Origin of the sequence: Gilliamella sp. wkB18, from assembly GCF_001690875.1 — a bacterium.
Lineage (GTDB): Bacteria > Pseudomonadota > Gammaproteobacteria > Enterobacterales > Orbaceae > Gilliamella > Gilliamella apicola_A.
The window spans coordinates 21,887-40,275 of record NZ_LZHM01000093.1 but is presented as its reverse complement, the minus strand read 5'-3'; the positions used below and the strand labels follow the sequence as shown (position 1 = coordinate 40,275).

Here is an 18,389-nt window from a genome sequence, read left to right as displayed (position 1 = left end):
GCTTTTATAAAAATCAATCACTTTTATAGAAAAGAAAAACATCCTACTTTTCAAAGTATTTAATGTGTATTTTAAATAACACAAATACAAGTTAATTTACTATTAATAAAAAAATAAAACTAACCAAGTTATTCAGTTGTTTTTGAATTTTATTCAAATAATAAGATCATAAAAAGAGTAGATTACTCACTTATGTATAAAATAAAGGCAATAAAAGATAAAAAGTAAGCAAACGAATTTATTTTTTTGTGGATAACTTTGTGATAAAACGGGATAATAAGTTGTGATAAGCCTATTAACAACCTAAGAAACAAAATTAACTGTGAATAAAAGTAGCACTTATCAACATAATTAAAACAAAAAAGATCCGATCAACTAACATAATTTAGCGATCGATAAGATCAAACAAAATAATAATAAAATAGAGTTACCCACAAAAGTTATCCTACATAATAATAATAAAAATAAAAAGATCATCTAAAAGATCTTATTTTATTTAGAATGCGATCCTAATAGATCATTTGACGTAACCAAAAAGATGAGTAAAATCTCCTACCCTGAATAAATCAAATCTCCCGATCTAAATTAGCGATCATCTATACACAAAATAAATACGAGGCTTTTTATGTTTTATCCAGATCTTTTTGATGTCATCATCGTTGGTGGCGGTCATGCAGGAACAGAAGCAGCAATGGCATCAGCAAGAATGGGGCGAAAAACACTACTTTTAACCCATAATATCAATACATTAGGACAAATGTCTTGTAATCCTGCCATTGGTGGTATAGGTAAAGGCCATTTGGTAAAAGAAATTGATGCAATGGGTGGCTTAATGGCACGCGCTATCGATCATGCTGGGATCCAATTTAGGATCTTAAATAGCAGTAAAGGACCTGCAGTTAGGGCTACAAGAGCACAAGCAGATCGATCACTATATTGCAAAGTGATCCGAACTACACTTGAAAATCAAGAAAATTTAATGCTTTTTCAACAATCTGTTGAAGATGTGATCATCGAAAACGATCAGATCGTAGGTGTAAAAACCCAAATGGGAGTATGCTTTAAAGCTAAAACAGTCGTATTAACAACAGGTACCTTTTTAGACGGAAAGATCCATATAGGACTTAATAATTACAGTGGTGGACGTACAGGCGATCCTGCTTCGATCGGCTTATCAAAATCACTTCATCAATATCCATTTAGAATGGGACGATTAAAAACTGGTACCCCTCCACGAATTGATGCTAGAACAATTGATTTTTCAAAATTAGGTACACAATATGGTGATGATCCTGTTCCTGTATTCTCATTTTTAGGTAATGCAAACGAACATCCTAAACAAATTCCTTGCTATATAACAAGCACTAACGAAACAACGCACGAGATCATCCGAAATAGTTTAGATCGTAGTCCCATGTATACTGGTGTGATAGAAGGAGTTGGTCCAAGATACTGCCCATCTATTGAAGACAAAATTATGCGTTTTGCGGATCGTAATTCTCATCAGATCTATTTAGAACCTGAAGGATTAGATAGCAACGAAATATATCCAAATGGGATCTCAACAAGTTTACCATTTGATACACAATTAGCATTTGTACGCAGTATGAAAGGATTAGAAAATGCTAATATTGTCAGACCAGGTTATGCGATCGAATATGATTATTTTGATCCAAGGGATCTTAAACCAACACTTGAAAGTAAAGTTATTAAAGGTCTCTTTTTAGCAGGACAGATCAACGGAACAACTGGCTATGAAGAAGCCGCAGCTCAAGGAATGCTTGCTGGCTTAAATGCAGCACGTTTTGCATATGATCAAGATCAATGGTATCCAAGCCGTGATCAAGCCTATTTAGGGGTATTAGTTGATGATCTTTGTACTCTTGGTACTAACGAACCTTATCGCATGTTTACCTCTCGTGCTGAATATCGTTTAATGTTACGTGAAGACAATGCTGATATTCGCTTAACTGAGATTGGTCGCAAGCTAGGTATGGTTGATGATTATCGCTGGCAACGTTTTAACGAAAAATTTGAAGCTATTGAACAAGAAAGAGCAAGATTACGTGATATATGGGTACATCCTCATATTGAAAGCATTGACGAAGTAAATGCTGTGTTAGGTGCTAATTTGACTAAAGAAGCCAACGGAGAAGAGTTACTTAAGCGGCCTGAAATGAGTTATAACACATTGAAATCGCTTTCATTATTTTCTCCTGGATTGTCTGACGCACAGGCTGCGGAACAGGTTGAAATTCAAGTTAAATATGATGGATATATAAAATTACAAATAGAAGAAATTGAACGTCAAAAACGCAATGAAGAAACGCTTATTCCTGAGCATATTGATTATGCTGAAATATCGGGTTTATCGAACGAAGTTGTGGCTAAATTAAAACAACATAAACCTATTTCAATAGGACAAGCTTCGCGTATATCAGGAATTACTCCTGCTGCAATTTCAATGTTACTAGTTTATTTAAAAAAGAAAAATTATGTTAAAAAAGAAACTCATTAATTTAATAGATCAAACGGATCTTTTGATCTCAGAATCACAAATAGATCAATTGATCCATTATGTTGAAATGCTTAATAAATGGAATAAGACTTACAACTTAACAGCTGTACGAGATCCTAATGAAATGTTAATCAAACATATCATGGATAGCTTAGTTGTATCGCCCTATTTAACTGGCAAAACTTTTATTGATGTTGGAACTGGTCCTGGTTTACCAGGCGTTCCACTAGCAATTATTAACCCAGATAAACAATTTGATTTAGTGGATAGTTTAGGTAAGCGTATTCGATTTTTAAAACAAGTTCAGTTTGAATTAAAGCTAACTAATATAAACCCAATACAAAGCCGAATAGAGGAGTATAGCGATAAAAAGTTTGATGGCGTTATTAGCCGAGCATTTGCTTCATTGCAAGACATGCTTAGTTGGTGTAAGCATCTTCCTAATGAACAAGGATCTTTTTATGCTTTAAAAGGTAGCGATCTTGATCCTATTCCTGAAGATTTTAGGCTTACCCAGAATATTAAGCTGAGCATTCCACAATTGGGTGCTGAAAGATGTTTAGTTATTATTGTTAAAAGTATATAACTTATTTAGTTTACTTTAAAAATGATAAAAAACTAGTTTTTACGTTTTTTTAGATAATCTTTAATTCCGTCAACAATAGCTTTAGAAACTTGATTTTGGAAAGAAGCAGTCTTAAGTTTTTTCTCTTCAACAACATTACTAATAAAAGCTGTTTCAACTAAAACTGACGGAATATCAGGCGCTTTTAATACAGCAAAACCGGCTTTTTCAATGGTTGGTTTATGTAACTTATTTATACCTTTCATGCGATTTAATATTGCGCTACCTAATAAAGCTCCATTACTTAGTGTTGTTTTTTGTACTAAGTCCAAAATAGTGTTGTCTAAATACTTATCACCACTTCGACTAACCCCCCCTATCTGATCGGCTTTATTTTGTGTTTGTGCTAAATAGCTAGCCGCCGAACTACTTGCTCCACGAGTAGATAAAGCAAATACAGTTGAACCTCTTACTGAGCGGTTAGTAAAGGCGTCGGCATGAATAGAAACAAAGAGATCAGCATGCAATGATCGTGCCTTAGCGACACGAACTTTTAATGGAATAAATACATCTTCATTGCGTGTCATATGGACTTTTATATTATTTTCTTTTTTTAATAAATTGTAAGCACGACGGGCTATTTGTAAAACTATATCTTTTTCTTTAGTTTTATTATAACCGATTGCTCCTGGATCTTCGCCTCCATGTCCTGGATCGAGCATTACAATAATTGGTGCATTTTTCTTTTTATTAATTGGGGGAGGGATATTAGCTTGTTTTTTATTAAGATCGCCGTCCTTGTATTCTTCTAATAAGGCAAGTAAGGGATCATCGTCATTTATTGAAATTGATCTAGTAGGATAAAGATCCATAACTAAACGATGTTTGAATTCTGCTATTGGAGATAATGTAAAGGTATTAGGTTCCACACCTTGTTTTAAAACGATCATAATTCTGATTATTTTAGGGTTGACTTTATTAACACTAATCAATTTTATGAAAGGATCGTGACTGAGTACTTTTGACGAAATTGTTTTTAATGTAGGAGTTAAATCTATATTATCAATATCGATAACTATTCGATCAGGGTTATAAAGCAAAGCACTTTTATAATTTAATCGAATAGTTGATTCTAATGTGATTCGTGTATAAGTTGATGATGGCCAAATACGAACAGCAATAATTTTTGCCATTGCTACTGCAAAGCCAATACGGGTGACAGACAATAAACAAGTCGCAATTATCCCTTTGATAAAAAGGCGTTTTTTTGGACTAAATGTTTTTGGCATACCTGAACACTTTATTTGTTATCACTATTAAGTGCGAATAATAACATAAAATAAAATGATATTAAAAAAGAATGAATATCATAATTAGTTGTTTTTTTGATAAATAAAATAGATTCTATTCATGTTTATAGATTTTTATAATATTAGAATCTATTTTTGATTAACCCACTATTTTATATATAAAATACTTTTACTAATCTTCTTACAAACCGCCCTTTATGCTGTAGTTAAAAAAACAAAAAATAAAGTGCCATTTTGTATGGTCATTTTTTATTTTATTATAGACCCTACAATCACAAAGCATTACAATATGCCACGCTAAAATCGCGGATTTAAACCCGTTTTCATTTTAACAATTAAAATATAGCTGAGTTATTGATGAGCAAAAAATTACATATCAAAACTTGGGGCTGCCAAATGAATGAATATGATTCTATTAAGATGGCAGATCTCCTTGAATCCACCCACGGTTTAACTTTAACAGAAAATGCCGAAGAAGCAGATATTTTATTACTTAATACCTGCTCTATTCGAGAAAAAGCCCAAGAAAAAGTCTTTCATCAATTAGGACGTTGGAAGAATCTTAAAAAAAATAACCCAAATATCATTATTGGTGTTGGGGGATGTGTTGCTTCACAAGAAGGCGCTCATATTCGTAAACGCGCACCATTTGTGGATATTATTTTTGGACCGCAAACTTTTCACCGCTTGCCTGAAATGATTGAGCAAGTTAGAAGTGGTAAAGGTAATCATGTGGTTGATATAAGCTTTCCTGAAATAGAAAAATTTGATCGCTTACCAGAACCTCGTAGTGAAGGCCCAACCGCATTTGTTTCAATTATGGAAGGATGTAATAAATATTGTACTTATTGCGTAGTTCCTTACACTCGAGGTGAAGAAGTTAGTCGACCTTGTGATGATGTTATTTATGAAATAGCTCAGCTTGCTGAGCAAGGTGTACGTGAAGTCAATCTACTAGGTCAAAATGTAAATGCATATCGTGGACCAACATTCGATGGTGATATTTGTTCCTTTGCTGAATTACTACGCTTAGTTGCAGCCATTGATGGTATAGATCGTATTCGTTTTACAACTAGCCATCCAATCGAATTTACAGATGATATTATTGATGTTTATCGTGACACACCAGAGCTAGTAAATTTTTTACATTTGCCAGTACAAAGTGGCTCAGATCGTGTATTAAACTTAATGAAACGTACGCATACCGCACTTGAATATAAATCAATTATTCGAAAACTACGCAAAGTACGACCAGATATTCAAATTAGCTCCGATTTTATTGTTGGTTTCCCAGGTGAAACACAAGAAGACTTTGAACAAACCATGAAGTTAATTGCCGATGTTAATTTTGATTTAAGTTACAGTTTTGTCTATTCAGCACGTCCAGGTACACCAGCTGCTGAAATGGAAGATAATGTGTCTGAAGACGAGAAAAAGCAGCGTCTTTACATTCTTCAAGAAAGAATCAATCAACAAGCCATGCAGTTTAGTCGTCGTATGTTAAATACCATACAACGTATTTTAGTTGAAGGGCCATCTAAAAAAGATCTCATGGAATTAACAGGACGAACCGAAAATAATCGGATTGTTAATTTTGAAGGTCATCCTGATATGATAGGTAAGTTTGTTGATGTTGAAATTACTGATGTTTACCCAAATTCATTGCGCGGTAAAGTGGTTAGAACTGAAGATGAAATGGATTTGCGCGTAAATGAATCTCCGATGTCAGTGATATCACGAACTCGAAAAGAAAATGATTTAGGCGTAGGGATTTATCAACCATAAAAACGAAATGCCTATTTCAATTAAAATGGCAAAGATTTGATAAAAAACAGTCAACAAGAGCAGTAGATAATGTTGTTAGCTTAAACACAGTTTCTTGGCGTTACGGTAATATCAACTTTTTAAAAGGTGTTGAAATTATTCTTTATGTGAACAATGTATTAGTAGCTAACGTTAATTATTTGAGGGATTACGTTTGAATATTATGAAATATGAAATTGTGCTTGAGCCAGAAGATAATCAGCGCCTTAATAGCCTTTGTGGTCCTTATAATGACAATATTAAGCAAATTGAACGTCGATTAGGAATTGAAATTAACCACCGAGGCAATCTTTTTTCTATAACAGGTGATGCTATTTGTGTAAAAGCGACTAATGACATTTTGAAGTCGCTTTATAAACAAACCAAAATCAAAGATAAAATTGTTGATATTGAGCCTGAACAAATACATCTAGCAATAAAAGAGTCCGGTCTTTTACAAAAAGCGAGTGAACACTTACCAGCTTATATTGATCATCAAGGTGGAAAGCTAGTGATGATAAAAACTAAACGAGGCATAATCAAACCCAGAACAGCGAACCAAGCACAATATATTGCTCATGTGTTGGATTATGATATCTCGTTTGGAATTGGTCCTGCTGGAACCGGTAAAACCTACTTGGCGGTTGCAGCCGCGGTTGATGCTCTTGAAAAACAGCAAATCCGCCGAATTGTATTAACTCGTCCTGCAGTTGAAGCAGGTGAAAAATTAGGTTTTTTACCAGGTGATTTAAGTCAAAAAGTGGACCCTTACTTACGTCCACTTTATGATGCCTTATTCGAGATGTTAGGTTTTGAAAAAGTCGAAAAACTTATTGAAAAAAGTGTGATTGAAGTGGCACCACTTGCTTATATGCGTGGAAGAACGCTTAATGATGCATTTATTATCCTTGATGAAAGCCAAAACACCACGATTGAACAAATGAAAATGTTTTTAACTCGAATTGGCTTTAATTCGAAAGCGGTAATAACAGGTGATATTACTCAAATTGATTTACCGCATAATCAAAAATCAGGATTACGTCATGCGATAGAAGTTTTAAGCCAACTTGATGAAATTAGTTTCAATTTTTTTAGTAGTGAAGATGTTGTCCGTCATCCAGTGGTAGCTAGAATCGTTAATGCCTATGAAAAATGGGAAGAACAAGAGCAGCATCATAAGAAATAACTCAATGAAAAAAGCGTTTAGAGGAGTATTATTATCCCTATCTCAAGTAAAAAAAAGCGAACTAATATTCGAGATCACTCGGCAGAAACAAATTTGTTTTTGCGTCGAGCATTGTTTGCTTTTGTTGTAATAATATTATTAGTGATTATTTTGTTGGTTAATTTAGCCGACCTTCAAATTGCTAATTATAGTTATTACAGTACAAAATCGAATAATAATCGCATTGAAAATATTCCTATACCTCCAAGCCGCGGTATGATTTATGACCGTAACGGTACGCCTTTGGCAATTAATAACATCACATATCAACTTAATATTATTCCTGATAAAATAAAAAATCTTAATGAACAGTTTAGTTATTTAAAAAAAATTGTTGATTTGACAGATGAAGACATAGAAACATTTCAAAAAGAGCGACGAAATTATAAAGCACATCGCCCTGTGCCGCTTAAAGAAAATTTAACCAGCCTACAAATTGCCCGTTTTGTTGTTGATCAACATCGATTCCCTTTTGTTTCAATTGTTAAGATTCAACATCGATATTATCCTTATGGCGCATCTTTAACGCATATAATTGGTTATATTTCTAAAATTAACAGCCAAGATAAAAAACGCTTAGAAGATGAAAATAAAACCAGTAACTATGTTGCAACACTTAATATAGGAAAAATGGGTATTGAGCGATATTATGAAGATGTGCTACATGGCACGGCTGGTAATGAAAAGGTTGAAGTAAATAGTCGAGGGCGTATCGTTCGTTTACTTGAGCAGCACCCACCGAAAGCAGGTGAGGATATCTATTTATCTATCAATTTAAAATTACAACTCTATATTGAGCGACTTCTTGCGGGACGCAAAGCTGCAGTAGTTGCTATTGACCCTAATAATGGTGAAGTATTAGCAATGGTTTCAAGTCCAAGTTATGATTCCAATTTATTTGTTGGAGGTATATCTAGAGCTAATTATAATGAATTACTTAATGATCCAGATAAACCATTATTTAATCGAGCGTTACTTGGTGCATATCCACCAGCTTCAACTGTTAAACCTTATATTTCCATAGCAGCTTTGAGTGAAGGAATTGTTACGCCCAAAAGCATTATAAATGATCCCGGATGGTGGCAATTACCTGGAACTGAAAGGCGTTATCGTGACTGGTTAAAATGGGGACATGGTCATGTAGATGTATTGAAAGCCATTGAAGAATCAGTTGATACTTATTTTTATCAAGTTGCATATGATATGGGCATAGATCGTTTGAATTTATGGATGACTAAGTTTGGTTATGGTGAAAAAACAGGTATTGATATTTCACCAAATGAAGAAACTCGTGCTGTTATGCCTAGTCGTGAATGGAAAATGTTGCGTCATAAAAAATCTTGGATGCAAGGGGATACTATTCCAGTTGGAATTGGTCAAGGTTATTGGACAGCAACACCTATACAAATGGCGAAAGCTTTAACCATTTTAATTAATAATGGTAAAACTTATATTCCTCATTTTTTACTATATAAAAAAAGTGATATTTTGAATTCTAATGATAATAAACCACAAACTAATCTTGTATTATTTGAACAACCCAATAGTTTAACTGAGGTCAAATCTACTTATTGGGATTTAGCTAAAGAAGGTATGCGTCGCGTCATGTTTGGTTCACGAGGAACAGCACGTAAAGTTTATGTTGATGCACAATATCAAGCGGCAGGAAAATCAGGAACTGCACAAGTTTATGGTTTGAAACAAAACGAAACCTATAATGCACATAAAATTCCGGAACATTTACGAGATCATGCCTTATTCGTTGCTTATGCGCCTTTCGATAAACCAAAAATTGCTTTAGCTATTGTTCTTGAAAATGGGGGAGGAGGAAGTTCCAATGGTGGTGCTGTAGTGCGTAAAATACTTGATTATTACTTGCTTGGTAATAACTCTACAAAATTAGATGATGAAATATCACCAACTACAGGAAACTCTAATTAATTATGCATAATATCAAAAAAACTTTTTGGCAAAAAATACATATTGATCCTCTTTTTTTCCTATTTATTGCATTATTACTTGGCTATAGTCTTTATGTACTTTGGAGTGCTAGTGGACAAAATATCGACATGATGCAAAAACGAGCAATACAAATACTGCTAGGTTTTGCTGCTATGATTATTTTTGCTCAATTTTCACCCAGAACTTATGAAAAATGGGCTCCTTCACTTTATGTTACCTGTATTATAGTATTATTCTTGGTTGATATTTTTGGCTATACCAGCAAAGGTGCACAACGTTGGTTGGATTTAGGAATTTTACGTTTTCAACCTTCTGAAATTGCCAAAATAGCGGTACCATTAATGGTTGCCAAATTTATTCATCGTGACGGTTGTCCACCACCTTTAAAAACGACTTTACAGACACTCACTATAATTGGAGTGCCTGCTTTGCTTGTCGCAATGCAGCCAGATTTAGGGACTGCAATTTTGATTGTTATGTCAGGTCTTTTTATTATCTTTTTAGCGGGTATTGATTGGCGCTTTATCCTTATTGCACTTATTTTAATTGCTGCTTTTTTACCTATTATGTGGTTCTTCTTAATGCATGATTATCAGCAAGAAAGGGTACTAACCTTGTTTAACCCTGAACGGGATCCAAATGGTACCGGTTATCATATTATTCAATCTAAAACAGCAATAGGATCTGGTGGAGTGTGGGGAAAAGGTTGGCTTAAAGGAACTCAATCACAATTGGAGTTTTTACCAGAACGGCATACTGATTTTATTTTTTCTGTTATTGCTGAAGAGTTTGGCTTTATTGGTACCGTTATTTTGTTAGTACTATTTTTATGTTTAATTATTCGTGGACTTTTTATTGCTTCACAAGCACAAACCACATTTGGCAGAATATTAGCTGGTGGATTAATTTTGGTTTTCTTTGTATATGCGTTTATTAATATTGGTATGGTCAGTGGAATATTACCTGTAGTTGGTGTACCATTACCGTTAATAAGTTATGGTGGCTCATCTTTAGTCGTATTAATGGCTAGTTTTGGCATTATGATGTCTATTCACACACATCGCTATATGTTATCTAAAAATATTTGACGGAATCCAAATAAATGAAAAAGAAATTTAAATTATCTTTTGCTTTGTTATTACTCGCAATTTGTTCATCAGTTTCAGCTGAAGTGGCATTTCCTATCCCAGAAATTCCAAAATTAGATGCAGAATCTTATATTTTAATGGATGCCAAATCAGGCGAAATTTTAGCTCAATATAATGCAGAACAACAGCGAGATCCTGCTAGTTTAACTAAAATGATGACCAGTTATGTAGTTGGTCAAGCTTTGAAAGTTGGTCGTATTAAAAATGATGATATGGTTATAGTAAGTAAAGATGCTTGGGCAACAGGTAATCCTATTTTAAAAGGATCATCATTAATGTTTCTAGAAGTGGGTAAAAAAGTTTCAGTATCAGATCTGAATAAGGGTATTATTGTTCAATCAGGTAATGATGCTTGCATTGCCATGGCTGAGCACGTTGCTGGTAGCCAAGGTGCTTTTGTTAATTTAATGAATGATTATGCAAAAAAAATTGGGTTAGAGCATTCTCACTTTGAAACTGTGCACGGGCTTGATGCTCCGGGGCAGTATACTACAGCTAAAGATATGGCATTATTAGGTCAAGCCTTAATTCGTGATTTGCCATCAGAATATGCTATTTACAAAGAAAAAGAATTTACCTATAACTTATCTAAACCACAATTAAATCGCAATGGCTTGCTTTGGGATACCACACTAAATGTTGATGGGATAAAAACAGGCCATACTAATGCTGCTGGTTATAACTTAGTTGCTTCTGCGGTGGATGGTAATACTCGCTTAATTTCAGCTGTATTAGGTGGGCGCACATTTAAAGGACGTGAACAAGAAAGTAAAAAATTATTAGTTTGGGGGTTTCGTTTTTTTGAAACAGCAAATCCCGTAAAAGCTGGTAACTCATTAATAACAGAATCAATTTGGTATGGTGAGCAAAATAAGATCCAACTAGGCTCACTTAATGGTTCTTATGTGACAGTACCAAAAGGCCGTTCAGCAGATGTACAAGTTAAATATACAATTGATGGCTATATTTATGCGCCGATTACTAAAGGGACTGTTGTGGGCAAAATGCAGTTTTTATTAGATGATAAAGTTATCAATGAAGAATCATTGGTTGCACTACAAAGTGTTGAAGAAACAGGTTTTTTGGGTGGTATATGGGATTGGATATGTTTACAATGTCATAAATTATTGAACTAAATAGTTTTCTTAAAAAAGTTACTGCAATTTAATTTCGGACATTTTTAGGCTACTCGTTATAAAAAATAACTTACATGCTAAGCTCCGAAATTAAAATTACCTCATTTCTATAAATAAAACTGGTAATCTTCGATTAAATATGGTATAAAACGCGCGCTACATTTCACATTATTTTTTGCAAAAGTAATGATGGATAAAAGCATTAAATTTAATGATTAATTAACGTTATAACACACACATATCATTACACTTTTCCGGGGTGCCTTTTACTTTATGTATAGGTCGGATAGAGCGGATATGTGGAGGCATAACCCCAACGTCAAAATGAGGAAATCATGACTACAGTATCAATGCGCGATATGTTACAAGCGGGTGTACACTTTGGACACCAAACTCGTTATTGGAACCCAAAAATGAAACCATTTATTTTTGGTGCACGCAATAAAGTTCATATTATCAATCTTGAAAAAACAGTACCATTGTTCAACGAAGCATTAGCTGAATTAAACAAGATTGCCGCTCGTAAAGGTAAAATTTTATTTGTTGGTACAAAACGTGCAGCTAGCGAAGCAATTAAACAAGCGGCTGAAAGCTGTGGACAATACTACGTTAATCACCGTTGGTTAGGTGGAATGTTGACTAACTGGAAAACAGTACGTCAATCAATCAAACGTCTAAAAGATTTAGAAACACAAGCTAGTGATGGTACATTCGATAAATTAACCAAAAAAGAAGCACTAATGCGTGCTCGTGAAATGGCTAAATTAGAAAATAGCTTGGGTGGAATTAAAAATATGGGTGGCTTACCTGATGTGATCTTTGTTATTGGTGCAGACCACGAACATATCGCTATCAAAGAAGCTAACAACTTAGGTATTCCAGTCATTGCTATTGTTGATACTAACTCAGATCCTGATGGTATTGATTACGTTGTTCCAGGTAATGATGATGCGATTCGTGCAATTCAATTATATGCAAATGCAGTTGCTGAAGCAGTACGTTCTGGTCGTGAACAAAACCAATCTCCAGTATCTGAAGAAAGCTTCGTAGAAGAAGCGCCAGCAGCAGAGTAATAAACTCAAATATTTTCAGGGTTGATAATAATATCGACCCATTCTAATGAAAATCATCACAATGGTTAAATAGAGGATTAAAAAATGGCTGAAGTTACCGCTTCTATGGTAAAAGAACTGCGTGAAAGAACTGGCGCAGGTATGATGGAATGTAAAAAAGCATTAGTTGAAGCTAATGGTGATATTGAACTTGCGATTGACAATATGCGTAAATCAGGTCAAGCAAAAGCGGCTAAAAAAGCGGGTCGTGTTGCGGCTGAAGGTGTCATTATTTCTAAAATCTCTGCGGATAAGAAATTTGGTATTATCTTAGAAGTAAATTGTGAAACAGACTTTGTTGCCAAGGATGCTGGATTCTTAGCATTTAGTGATAAAGTTGCTGAAGCTGCTTTAACTGATCGCATTAATGATATTTCAGTTCTACAAGCTAAATTCGAAGAAGAGCGTACAGCGCTAGTTGCTAAAATTGGTGAAAACATTGGTATCCGTCGCATTGCTCAAATCGCTGGCGATGTAGTTGGTAGTTATCAACACGGTGCTCGTATTGGTGTATTAGTTGCTGCTAATAGTGCTGATGATGAATTAGTTAAACATATTGCAATGCACATTGCTGCAAGTAAACCAGAATATGTTGATCCAAGTGACGTACCTGCTGATGTGGTTGAACACGAACGTAACATTCAAATTGATATCGCAATGCAATCTGGTAAACCACGTGAAATCGCTGAAAAAATGGTTGAAGGTCGTATGCGTAAGTTCACTGGTGAAGTATCATTAACCGGTCAACCATTTGTTATGGATCCTTCAAAAACGGTTGGCGACTTATTAAAAGAAAAGAGCGCAGCAGTAGCTTCATTCATTCGTTTTGAAGTGGGTGAAGGTATTGAAAAAGTTGAAGTTGATTTTGCAGCAGAAGTTGCTGCAATAACGAAACAATCTTAATAGTTTCAACAAAGCCGCCGTTAAGGCGGTTTTGTTTATCTACAAAATATTTTAAAATTATTGCAGCTAGCAGTCCTAGCTTATCAGGTAATTAAACAACGAAATAGTGAGACTTCATATGGTAACCCCTTTTTATAAACGTATTTTGCTTAAGCTTAGTGGTGAAGCGCTACAAGGCGACGAAGGTTTTGGTATTGATGCAGCCGTTCTTGACCGCATGGCTCAAGAAATAAAAGAGCTTATTGAAATGAACGTTCAGGTTGCGGTAGTCATAGGAGGTGGTAATTTATTTCGTGGTGCAGGACTTGCTAAAGCGGGAATGAACCGAGTGGTTGGTGATCATATGGGCATGCTAGCAACAGTTATGAATGGACTTGCGATGCGTGATGCGTTGCACCGAATTGAGGTTAATGCCCGTTTAATGTCAGCGATACCATTAAACGGCGTTTGTGATGATTATCGTTGGACTGAAGCAATTAGTTTGCTTCGCCATGGTAAAGTTGTTATTCTTTCTGCAGGAACAGGCAATCCTTTCTTTACAACAGATTCAGCCGCTTGTTTACGAGGTATTGAGATTGAAGCGGATGTTGTTTTAAAAGCGACCAAAGTAGATGGTGTTTACTCAGCTGATCCTGTTAAAGATCCAACAGCAATACTTTATAAAACATTAAACTATGAAAAAGTTCTTACTGATGAGCTTAAAGTAATGGATTTAGCTGCATTCACATTAGCAAGAGATCATAATTTACCGATTTGTGTTTTTAATATGAATAAACCTGGTGCGTTGCGTCGTGTCATATTAGGTGAACAAGAAGGAACATTAATTAATAACAAAGCAACTTTAACCAGTTAATTATCTTTATTTTAAATAAGGCTTTTATTATGTTAAAAGAGATTCAAAAAGAAGCGCAAACGCGCATGGAAAAAAGCATTGATGCATTTCAGACTCATATTTCTAAAGTTCGAACTGGTCGCGCATCACCAAGTTTATTAGATGGCATTATGGTTGAATATTATGGTAGTCCAACGCCACTTCGCCAATTGGCTAATATTGTAGCGGAAGATGCAAGAACTCTTGCTATAACCGTATTTGATAAATCATTAACCCCTCTTATTGAAAAAGCTATCCTAACTTCAGATTTAGGGCTTAATCCTGCATCAGCAGGCACAGTTATTCGCGTACCATTGCCACCGCTTACAGAAGAACGTCGCCGTGACTTAACTAAGATTGTTCGTAACGAAGCTGAACAAGGACGAGTATCGATCCGTAATATTCGCCGTGATGCTAACGATCAAATCAAAGCATTACTAAAAGATAAAGAAATATCTGAAGATGAAGAGCGTAAAGCGCAAGATTTAATCCAAAAATCAACCGATGCAGCAATTAAAAAATTAGATGCTGTGCTTGTAGATAAAGAAAAAGAATTAATGGAGTTCTAATTCTTAATTCTTTTTCTTTCTTTTCTTAACAAGCGCTCTGCTTTACTAAAAACAGGGCGCTTTTCCTCAAAAACAAGCTAATTTTCCTATAAAACAACTGGTAAAAATCATTATATAAAATAGAATTCTATGCTTTTAAAGCATATTTATTTATAAAATATAAGTATTTTATATGAATTAATGAAGTGTCTATACTTTTCTAAAGTTAGCAATTTGAGCTATTTTTATTTGTGACATCTCCGTCTGATCTTATTTATATAAGTAAGTTTGAATAAGATTTAATGGCATTTGTTAGCTAAGTTTTCAACGTTGATGTTACTATAGAGCTAGCCGGATAAAAGGTACTTTATGTAATGAAAATACCATTATTCTGTCAGGCAGAACTAGAAAAAGCATCTCATTAGTCTGCTATTTTTTCATTATTTATGGGAGTAACCCAGTCTTATTTCGGCTGAGTTTATTCCTATTAGTTTGTTAACGCATATTGCAAAAACATTACATATTACTGCAGGAGTGGCAGGGCAAACGGTGACTACTGTAGGTATTTTTGATGTTATTACAAGTTTGACACTGGTGCCACTAACAAACAAAATAAATAGGAGATTAGTGTTATTAACGCTCTCTATTTTATTGGTGATCGCTAATATATTAGTCGCATTTACACCTAATTATATCATTCTATTGATGGGACGCAGCATATTGGGGATATGTGTTGGTGGATCTTGGTCTATAGTCTCAGCGATAACGCTACAACTTGTACTGACAAAAGATCTATCTCGCACATTAAGTATTATCTATGCTGGTGTCTCAGTGGCAACGATTATTTCACTACCACTAGCAAGTTATTTAGGCAATCTAATTGGTTGGCGAAATATCTTTTTGCTATCGGCATGACTGGGTGCTATCGCCTTTATTTGGCAATTTATTGCATTACCTACTTTACCGGCACAGCAGGGTAATAGTTTTAAAAATATGTATTTTCTCTTAAAACAACGCTGGATAACGATAGGAATAGTAGCCACGATATTTAGTTATGGGGGATAACATATATTTTTTACATATTTAAGACCATTTTTAGAACATAATCTTGCCTTACAAACAAATTTCTTATCTACGTTTTTACTTCTATTTGGAATAGCTAACTGCATTGGCACCGTTATTGCCGGTTTCATTATGGACAAACAATTTAAAATAACGATGATAGCCGTTCATTTTATTTTATTGATATTTGCTATTATTTTAATGTTTAGCCATAAAGATATAACATTAAATATGTTACTAGTTATTGCTTGGGTATTGATGTTTGGTTTTATTCCGGTAGGTTTGTCTACTTGGATTGTACGTACACTTGCTGATAGATCCGAAATGATGGGCGGATTATCTGTTACTGCGATTCAGTTTTCTATTGGATTGGCAGCGGGAATTGGAGGCATCATCTTTGATCATAAAGGGATACTAGGCATATTTTTTAGTGCTGCACTTATTTTTTATTTGCCTTGATATTAACTCAACTCCGTTTTCGATTTCAACGCCAGAATTAACGATTCATCCAACATTAACCAGTAATATAATATTTATGAACTTCTACCCATTTAATGATATTGAAACCATTTCACCACGGCCAATGTTATTTATCACTGGTGATCAGGCTCATTCTAAAGAGTTCAGTGAAGATGCTTATAACCGTGCAATAGAACCCAAAGAGCTCTATTATGTAAAAGGAGATGGGCATGTTGATCTTTATGATCGAATTGATTTAATCCCTTTTGATAAATTAACAACCTTTTTTAAAACAAATTCAAAATAGCTACTAATTTTTAATGAAATGTTGTTTCACAGCAAAGAGAGTAAATGTTTACGTACTCTCATTTTTTACTCATCATTATAAAATCTCAGATGAATATCAAAAATGTTCTTTTATCTGTTTTAAAAACAGTCCAGCAGCTTTAGAAAATACATGGTATTTTTTCCAGACAATATTCACATCTACTTTTAATTTTTGATATAAGGGTTTAAAACAAAGCGGGTTATCGCCAGCTGTATTAATGAGTTTATCTAAGCACAAGACATATCCGATATGTTGTTCAACCATTAATGCTGCATTAAATATTAAGTTATATGTTGCAATAATATTTAATTTTCGTAGTTTCGTTTAAACCATTTTTCAATGCTATCACTAACATATTTTTGTTGGGAAACGATCAGCGGTAATGTCCATAAATCAGATGGAGAAATGACCTCAAGGTTTGCCAACGCACAATCTTTTCTCATTAATACCCCCCCAAGTATCTTGTTGAAGAAGGCACAATGATTCATATTTTGTTAGGTTAGTTGGTTCAATTAACACACCAAAATTAAGTAATCCCTTATCAATACGTTCGGTAACATCATTTGCATTTCCACTATAAATATGGATACGGATGTGTGGGTAAACCTCTTGCATTGATTTGATAACATTTATCACCAACTTCATAGCATCAGTTTCACCACAACCAATATAAATATCACCATAAATACTTTCGGTGGGGCTTGAAATTTTTCTTCTGTTTTATGTATTAATTCCAATATTTCTTCGGCACGTTTACGTAATCGTATTCCTTCATCGGTCAAGGTAATTCGCCTACTGCCGCGAATAAATAAGGTTGTGCCAAGTGTTTGTTCAAGCTCCATTAACTGACGAGATAAGGTAGGTTGAGTTAGATGAAAATGGTTAGCTGCAGTGGTAATGCTTTCTTCTTTAGCAAGAGCAAGAAAATAACGTAAAATTTTTATATCCAACATTTACCTTTCCACCAATTTTTATTTAACAATTCTTTGATTTTTATGTTTAAAAGATGTTATGCCAGAAAATGGTGTGTGTTTACATCTTATTATTAACATAATCTTTTAACGCCATTGGGTGTTTTATAATAAATTATTTAAGTTGAATAGATTACGCTTTATTATTGCTAAGTTTTTGTTGAAAAATCCCACTAGTATATAGAATATTTGGTTGGGTATTAAATAAATCTTGGTATACAAATGTGTGTTTTCAGGCTAATCATCCAAACTTATTAAAAATTTTTTAGAAAAATTACTGATTTTATTTAAATTTTAGTTATTTGATTTTTAAATAAAAATAAACATCAATAGCCACTATTTTTAACTGTACTATTTTAAGTAATTGCGCCATAATGTTATAAAAATAACAATTTTTAGCTATATGTGTTATTTTTATAACATTATTATTTATTTACATACTAACAATATTTAATTAAACATTATTAC

The 18,389-nt window shown here is 34.1% G+C and carries 14 protein-coding genes and 2 pseudogenes; 14 read left to right on the top strand and 2 right to left on the bottom strand.

What is annotated here, in order from left to right; genetic code table 11:
- Positions 1 to 625 precede the first annotated feature (625 nt).
- Entirely contained in the window at positions 626 to 2,518 is a 1,893-nt protein-coding gene (gene mnmG / locus A9G48_RS09760) for a tRNA uridine-5-carboxymethylaminomethyl(34) synthesis enzyme MnmG (RefSeq protein ID WP_034947554.1), read from the top strand.
- Positions 2,496 to 3,104 carry a 16S rRNA (guanine(527)-N(7))-methyltransferase RsmG gene (rsmG, locus tag A9G48_RS09755; RefSeq protein WP_034947551.1) on the top strand — a complete coding sequence of 203 codons (609 nt, stop codon included), beginning with the start codon at positions 2,496 to 2,498 and terminating at the stop codon, positions 3,102 to 3,104. The genes mnmG and rsmG overlap by 23 nt, the downstream gene beginning before the upstream one ends.
- A gap of 32 nt (positions 3,105 to 3,136) precedes the next feature.
- On the opposite strand, the gene A9G48_RS09750 is transcribed toward rsmG, so the two are convergent.
- On the bottom strand, positions 3,137 to 4,372 hold the full coding sequence (locus A9G48_RS09750) for an N-acetylmuramoyl-L-alanine amidase (RefSeq protein WP_034947548.1): 1,236 nt from the start codon (positions 4,370 to 4,372) through the stop codon (positions 3,137 to 3,139).
- A gap of 378 nt (positions 4,373 to 4,750) precedes the next feature.
- Between A9G48_RS09750 and miaB the strand changes: the two genes are divergently transcribed.
- From miaB to A9G48_RS09695, 12 genes and pseudogenes are all read left to right on the top strand, one after another.
- Positions 4,751 to 6,178, top strand: coding sequence for a tRNA (N6-isopentenyl adenosine(37)-C2)-methylthiotransferase MiaB (gene miaB, locus A9G48_RS09745; RefSeq protein ID WP_034947545.1), 1,428 nt, complete (start codon positions 4,751 to 4,753; stop codon positions 6,176 to 6,178).
- A gap of 193 nt (positions 6,179 to 6,371) precedes the next feature.
- On the top strand, positions 6,372 to 7,382 hold the full coding sequence (locus A9G48_RS09740) for a PhoH family protein (RefSeq protein WP_051825400.1): 1,011 nt from the start codon (positions 6,372 to 6,374) through the stop codon (positions 7,380 to 7,382).
- Between the two features lie 39 nt (positions 7,383 to 7,421).
- Positions 7,422 to 9,362, top strand: a complete 1,941-nt coding sequence (mrdA, locus tag A9G48_RS09735; RefSeq protein ID WP_065568918.1) for a penicillin-binding protein 2 — start codon at positions 7,422 to 7,424, stop codon at positions 9,360 to 9,362.
- A gap of 2 nt (positions 9,363 to 9,364) precedes the next feature.
- The gene (mrdB, locus tag A9G48_RS09730) at positions 9,365 to 10,471 is read left to right on the top strand and encodes a peptidoglycan glycosyltransferase MrdB (protein ID WP_034947539.1); all 1,107 of its coding nucleotides are present in this window, start codon (positions 9,365 to 9,367) and stop codon (positions 10,469 to 10,471) included.
- Between the two features lie 14 nt (positions 10,472 to 10,485).
- On the top strand, positions 10,486 to 11,667 hold the full coding sequence (locus tag A9G48_RS09725) for a serine hydrolase (RefSeq protein WP_034947536.1): 1,182 nt from the start codon (positions 10,486 to 10,488) through the stop codon (positions 11,665 to 11,667).
- 335 nt (positions 11,668 to 12,002) lie between these two features.
- On the top strand, positions 12,003 to 12,740 hold the full coding sequence (gene rpsB / locus A9G48_RS09720) for a 30S ribosomal protein S2 (protein WP_034947534.1): 738 nt from the start codon (positions 12,003 to 12,005) through the stop codon (positions 12,738 to 12,740).
- A gap of 84 nt (positions 12,741 to 12,824) precedes the next feature.
- The gene (gene tsf, locus A9G48_RS09715) at positions 12,825 to 13,682 is read left to right on the top strand and encodes a translation elongation factor Ts (RefSeq protein WP_034947531.1); all 858 of its coding nucleotides are present in this window, start codon (positions 12,825 to 12,827) and stop codon (positions 13,680 to 13,682) included.
- Between the two features lie 118 nt (positions 13,683 to 13,800).
- Complete coding sequence (pyrH, locus tag A9G48_RS09710) at positions 13,801 to 14,535, top strand: UMP kinase (RefSeq protein ID WP_034947527.1); 735 nt, start codon at positions 13,801 to 13,803, stop codon at positions 14,533 to 14,535.
- A 29-nt stretch (positions 14,536 to 14,564) separates the two neighbouring features.
- Positions 14,565 to 15,122 (top strand): ribosome recycling factor, encoded by a 558-nt coding sequence (gene frr / locus A9G48_RS09705; RefSeq protein ID WP_065576131.1) that lies wholly within the window; start codon positions 14,565 to 14,567, stop codon positions 15,120 to 15,122.
- Positions 15,123 to 15,566: 444 nt separating this feature from the next.
- Entirely contained in the window at positions 15,567 to 16,016 is a 450-nt protein-coding gene (locus tag A9G48_RS11250) for an MFS transporter (RefSeq protein WP_080715931.1), read from the top strand.
- Positions 16,017 to 16,295: 279 nt separating this feature from the next.
- Positions 16,296 to 16,622, top strand: a complete 327-nt coding sequence (locus A9G48_RS11245; protein ID WP_051825396.1) for a hypothetical protein — start codon at positions 16,296 to 16,298, stop codon at positions 16,620 to 16,622.
- A 10-nt stretch (positions 16,623 to 16,632) separates the two neighbouring features.
- Positions 16,633 to 16,929: pseudogene (locus tag A9G48_RS09695) on the top strand (alpha/beta hydrolase); the annotation flags it as partial.
- A 96-nt stretch (positions 16,930 to 17,025) separates the two neighbouring features.
- Here the strand turns inward: A9G48_RS09695 and A9G48_RS12225 are convergent.
- Positions 17,026 to 17,900 (bottom strand): annotated as a pseudogene (locus tag A9G48_RS12225) (LysR family transcriptional regulator).
- Between the last annotated feature and the right edge of the window lie 489 nt (positions 17,901 to 18,389).

What these genes read in the sequence shown, in the direction of transcription:
- mrdB (WP_034947539.1), top strand. Translation starts at nt 9,365, where the DNA reads ATGCATAATATCAAAAAAACTTTTTGGCAAAAAATACATATTGATCCT.
- frr (WP_065576131.1), top strand. Translation starts at nt 14,565, where the DNA reads ATGTTAAAAGAGATTCAAAAAGAAGCGCAAACGCGCATGGAAAAAAGC.
- pyrH (WP_034947527.1), top strand. Translation starts at nt 13,801, where the DNA reads ATGGTAACCCCTTTTTATAAACGTATTTTGCTTAAGCTTAGTGGTGAA.
- rpsB (WP_034947534.1), top strand. Translation starts at nt 12,003, where the DNA reads ATGACTACAGTATCAATGCGCGATATGTTACAAGCGGGTGTACACTTT.
- A9G48_RS11245 (WP_051825396.1), top strand. Translation starts at nt 16,296, where the DNA reads ATGGACAAACAATTTAAAATAACGATGATAGCCGTTCATTTTATTTTA.
- tsf (WP_034947531.1), top strand. Translation starts at nt 12,825, where the DNA reads ATGGCTGAAGTTACCGCTTCTATGGTAAAAGAACTGCGTGAAAGAACT.
- mnmG (WP_034947554.1), top strand. Translation starts at nt 626, where the DNA reads ATGTTTTATCCAGATCTTTTTGATGTCATCATCGTTGGTGGCGGTCAT.
- miaB (WP_034947545.1), top strand. Translation starts at nt 4,751, where the DNA reads ATGAGCAAAAAATTACATATCAAAACTTGGGGCTGCCAAATGAATGAA.
- A9G48_RS09725 (WP_034947536.1), top strand. Translation starts at nt 10,486, where the DNA reads ATGAAAAAGAAATTTAAATTATCTTTTGCTTTGTTATTACTCGCAATT.
- A9G48_RS09750 (WP_034947548.1), bottom strand. Translation starts at nt 4,372, where the DNA reads ATGCCAAAAACATTTAGTCCAAAAAAACGCCTTTTTATCAAAGGGATA.
- rsmG (WP_034947551.1), top strand. Translation starts at nt 2,496, where the DNA reads ATGTTAAAAAAGAAACTCATTAATTTAATAGATCAAACGGATCTTTTG.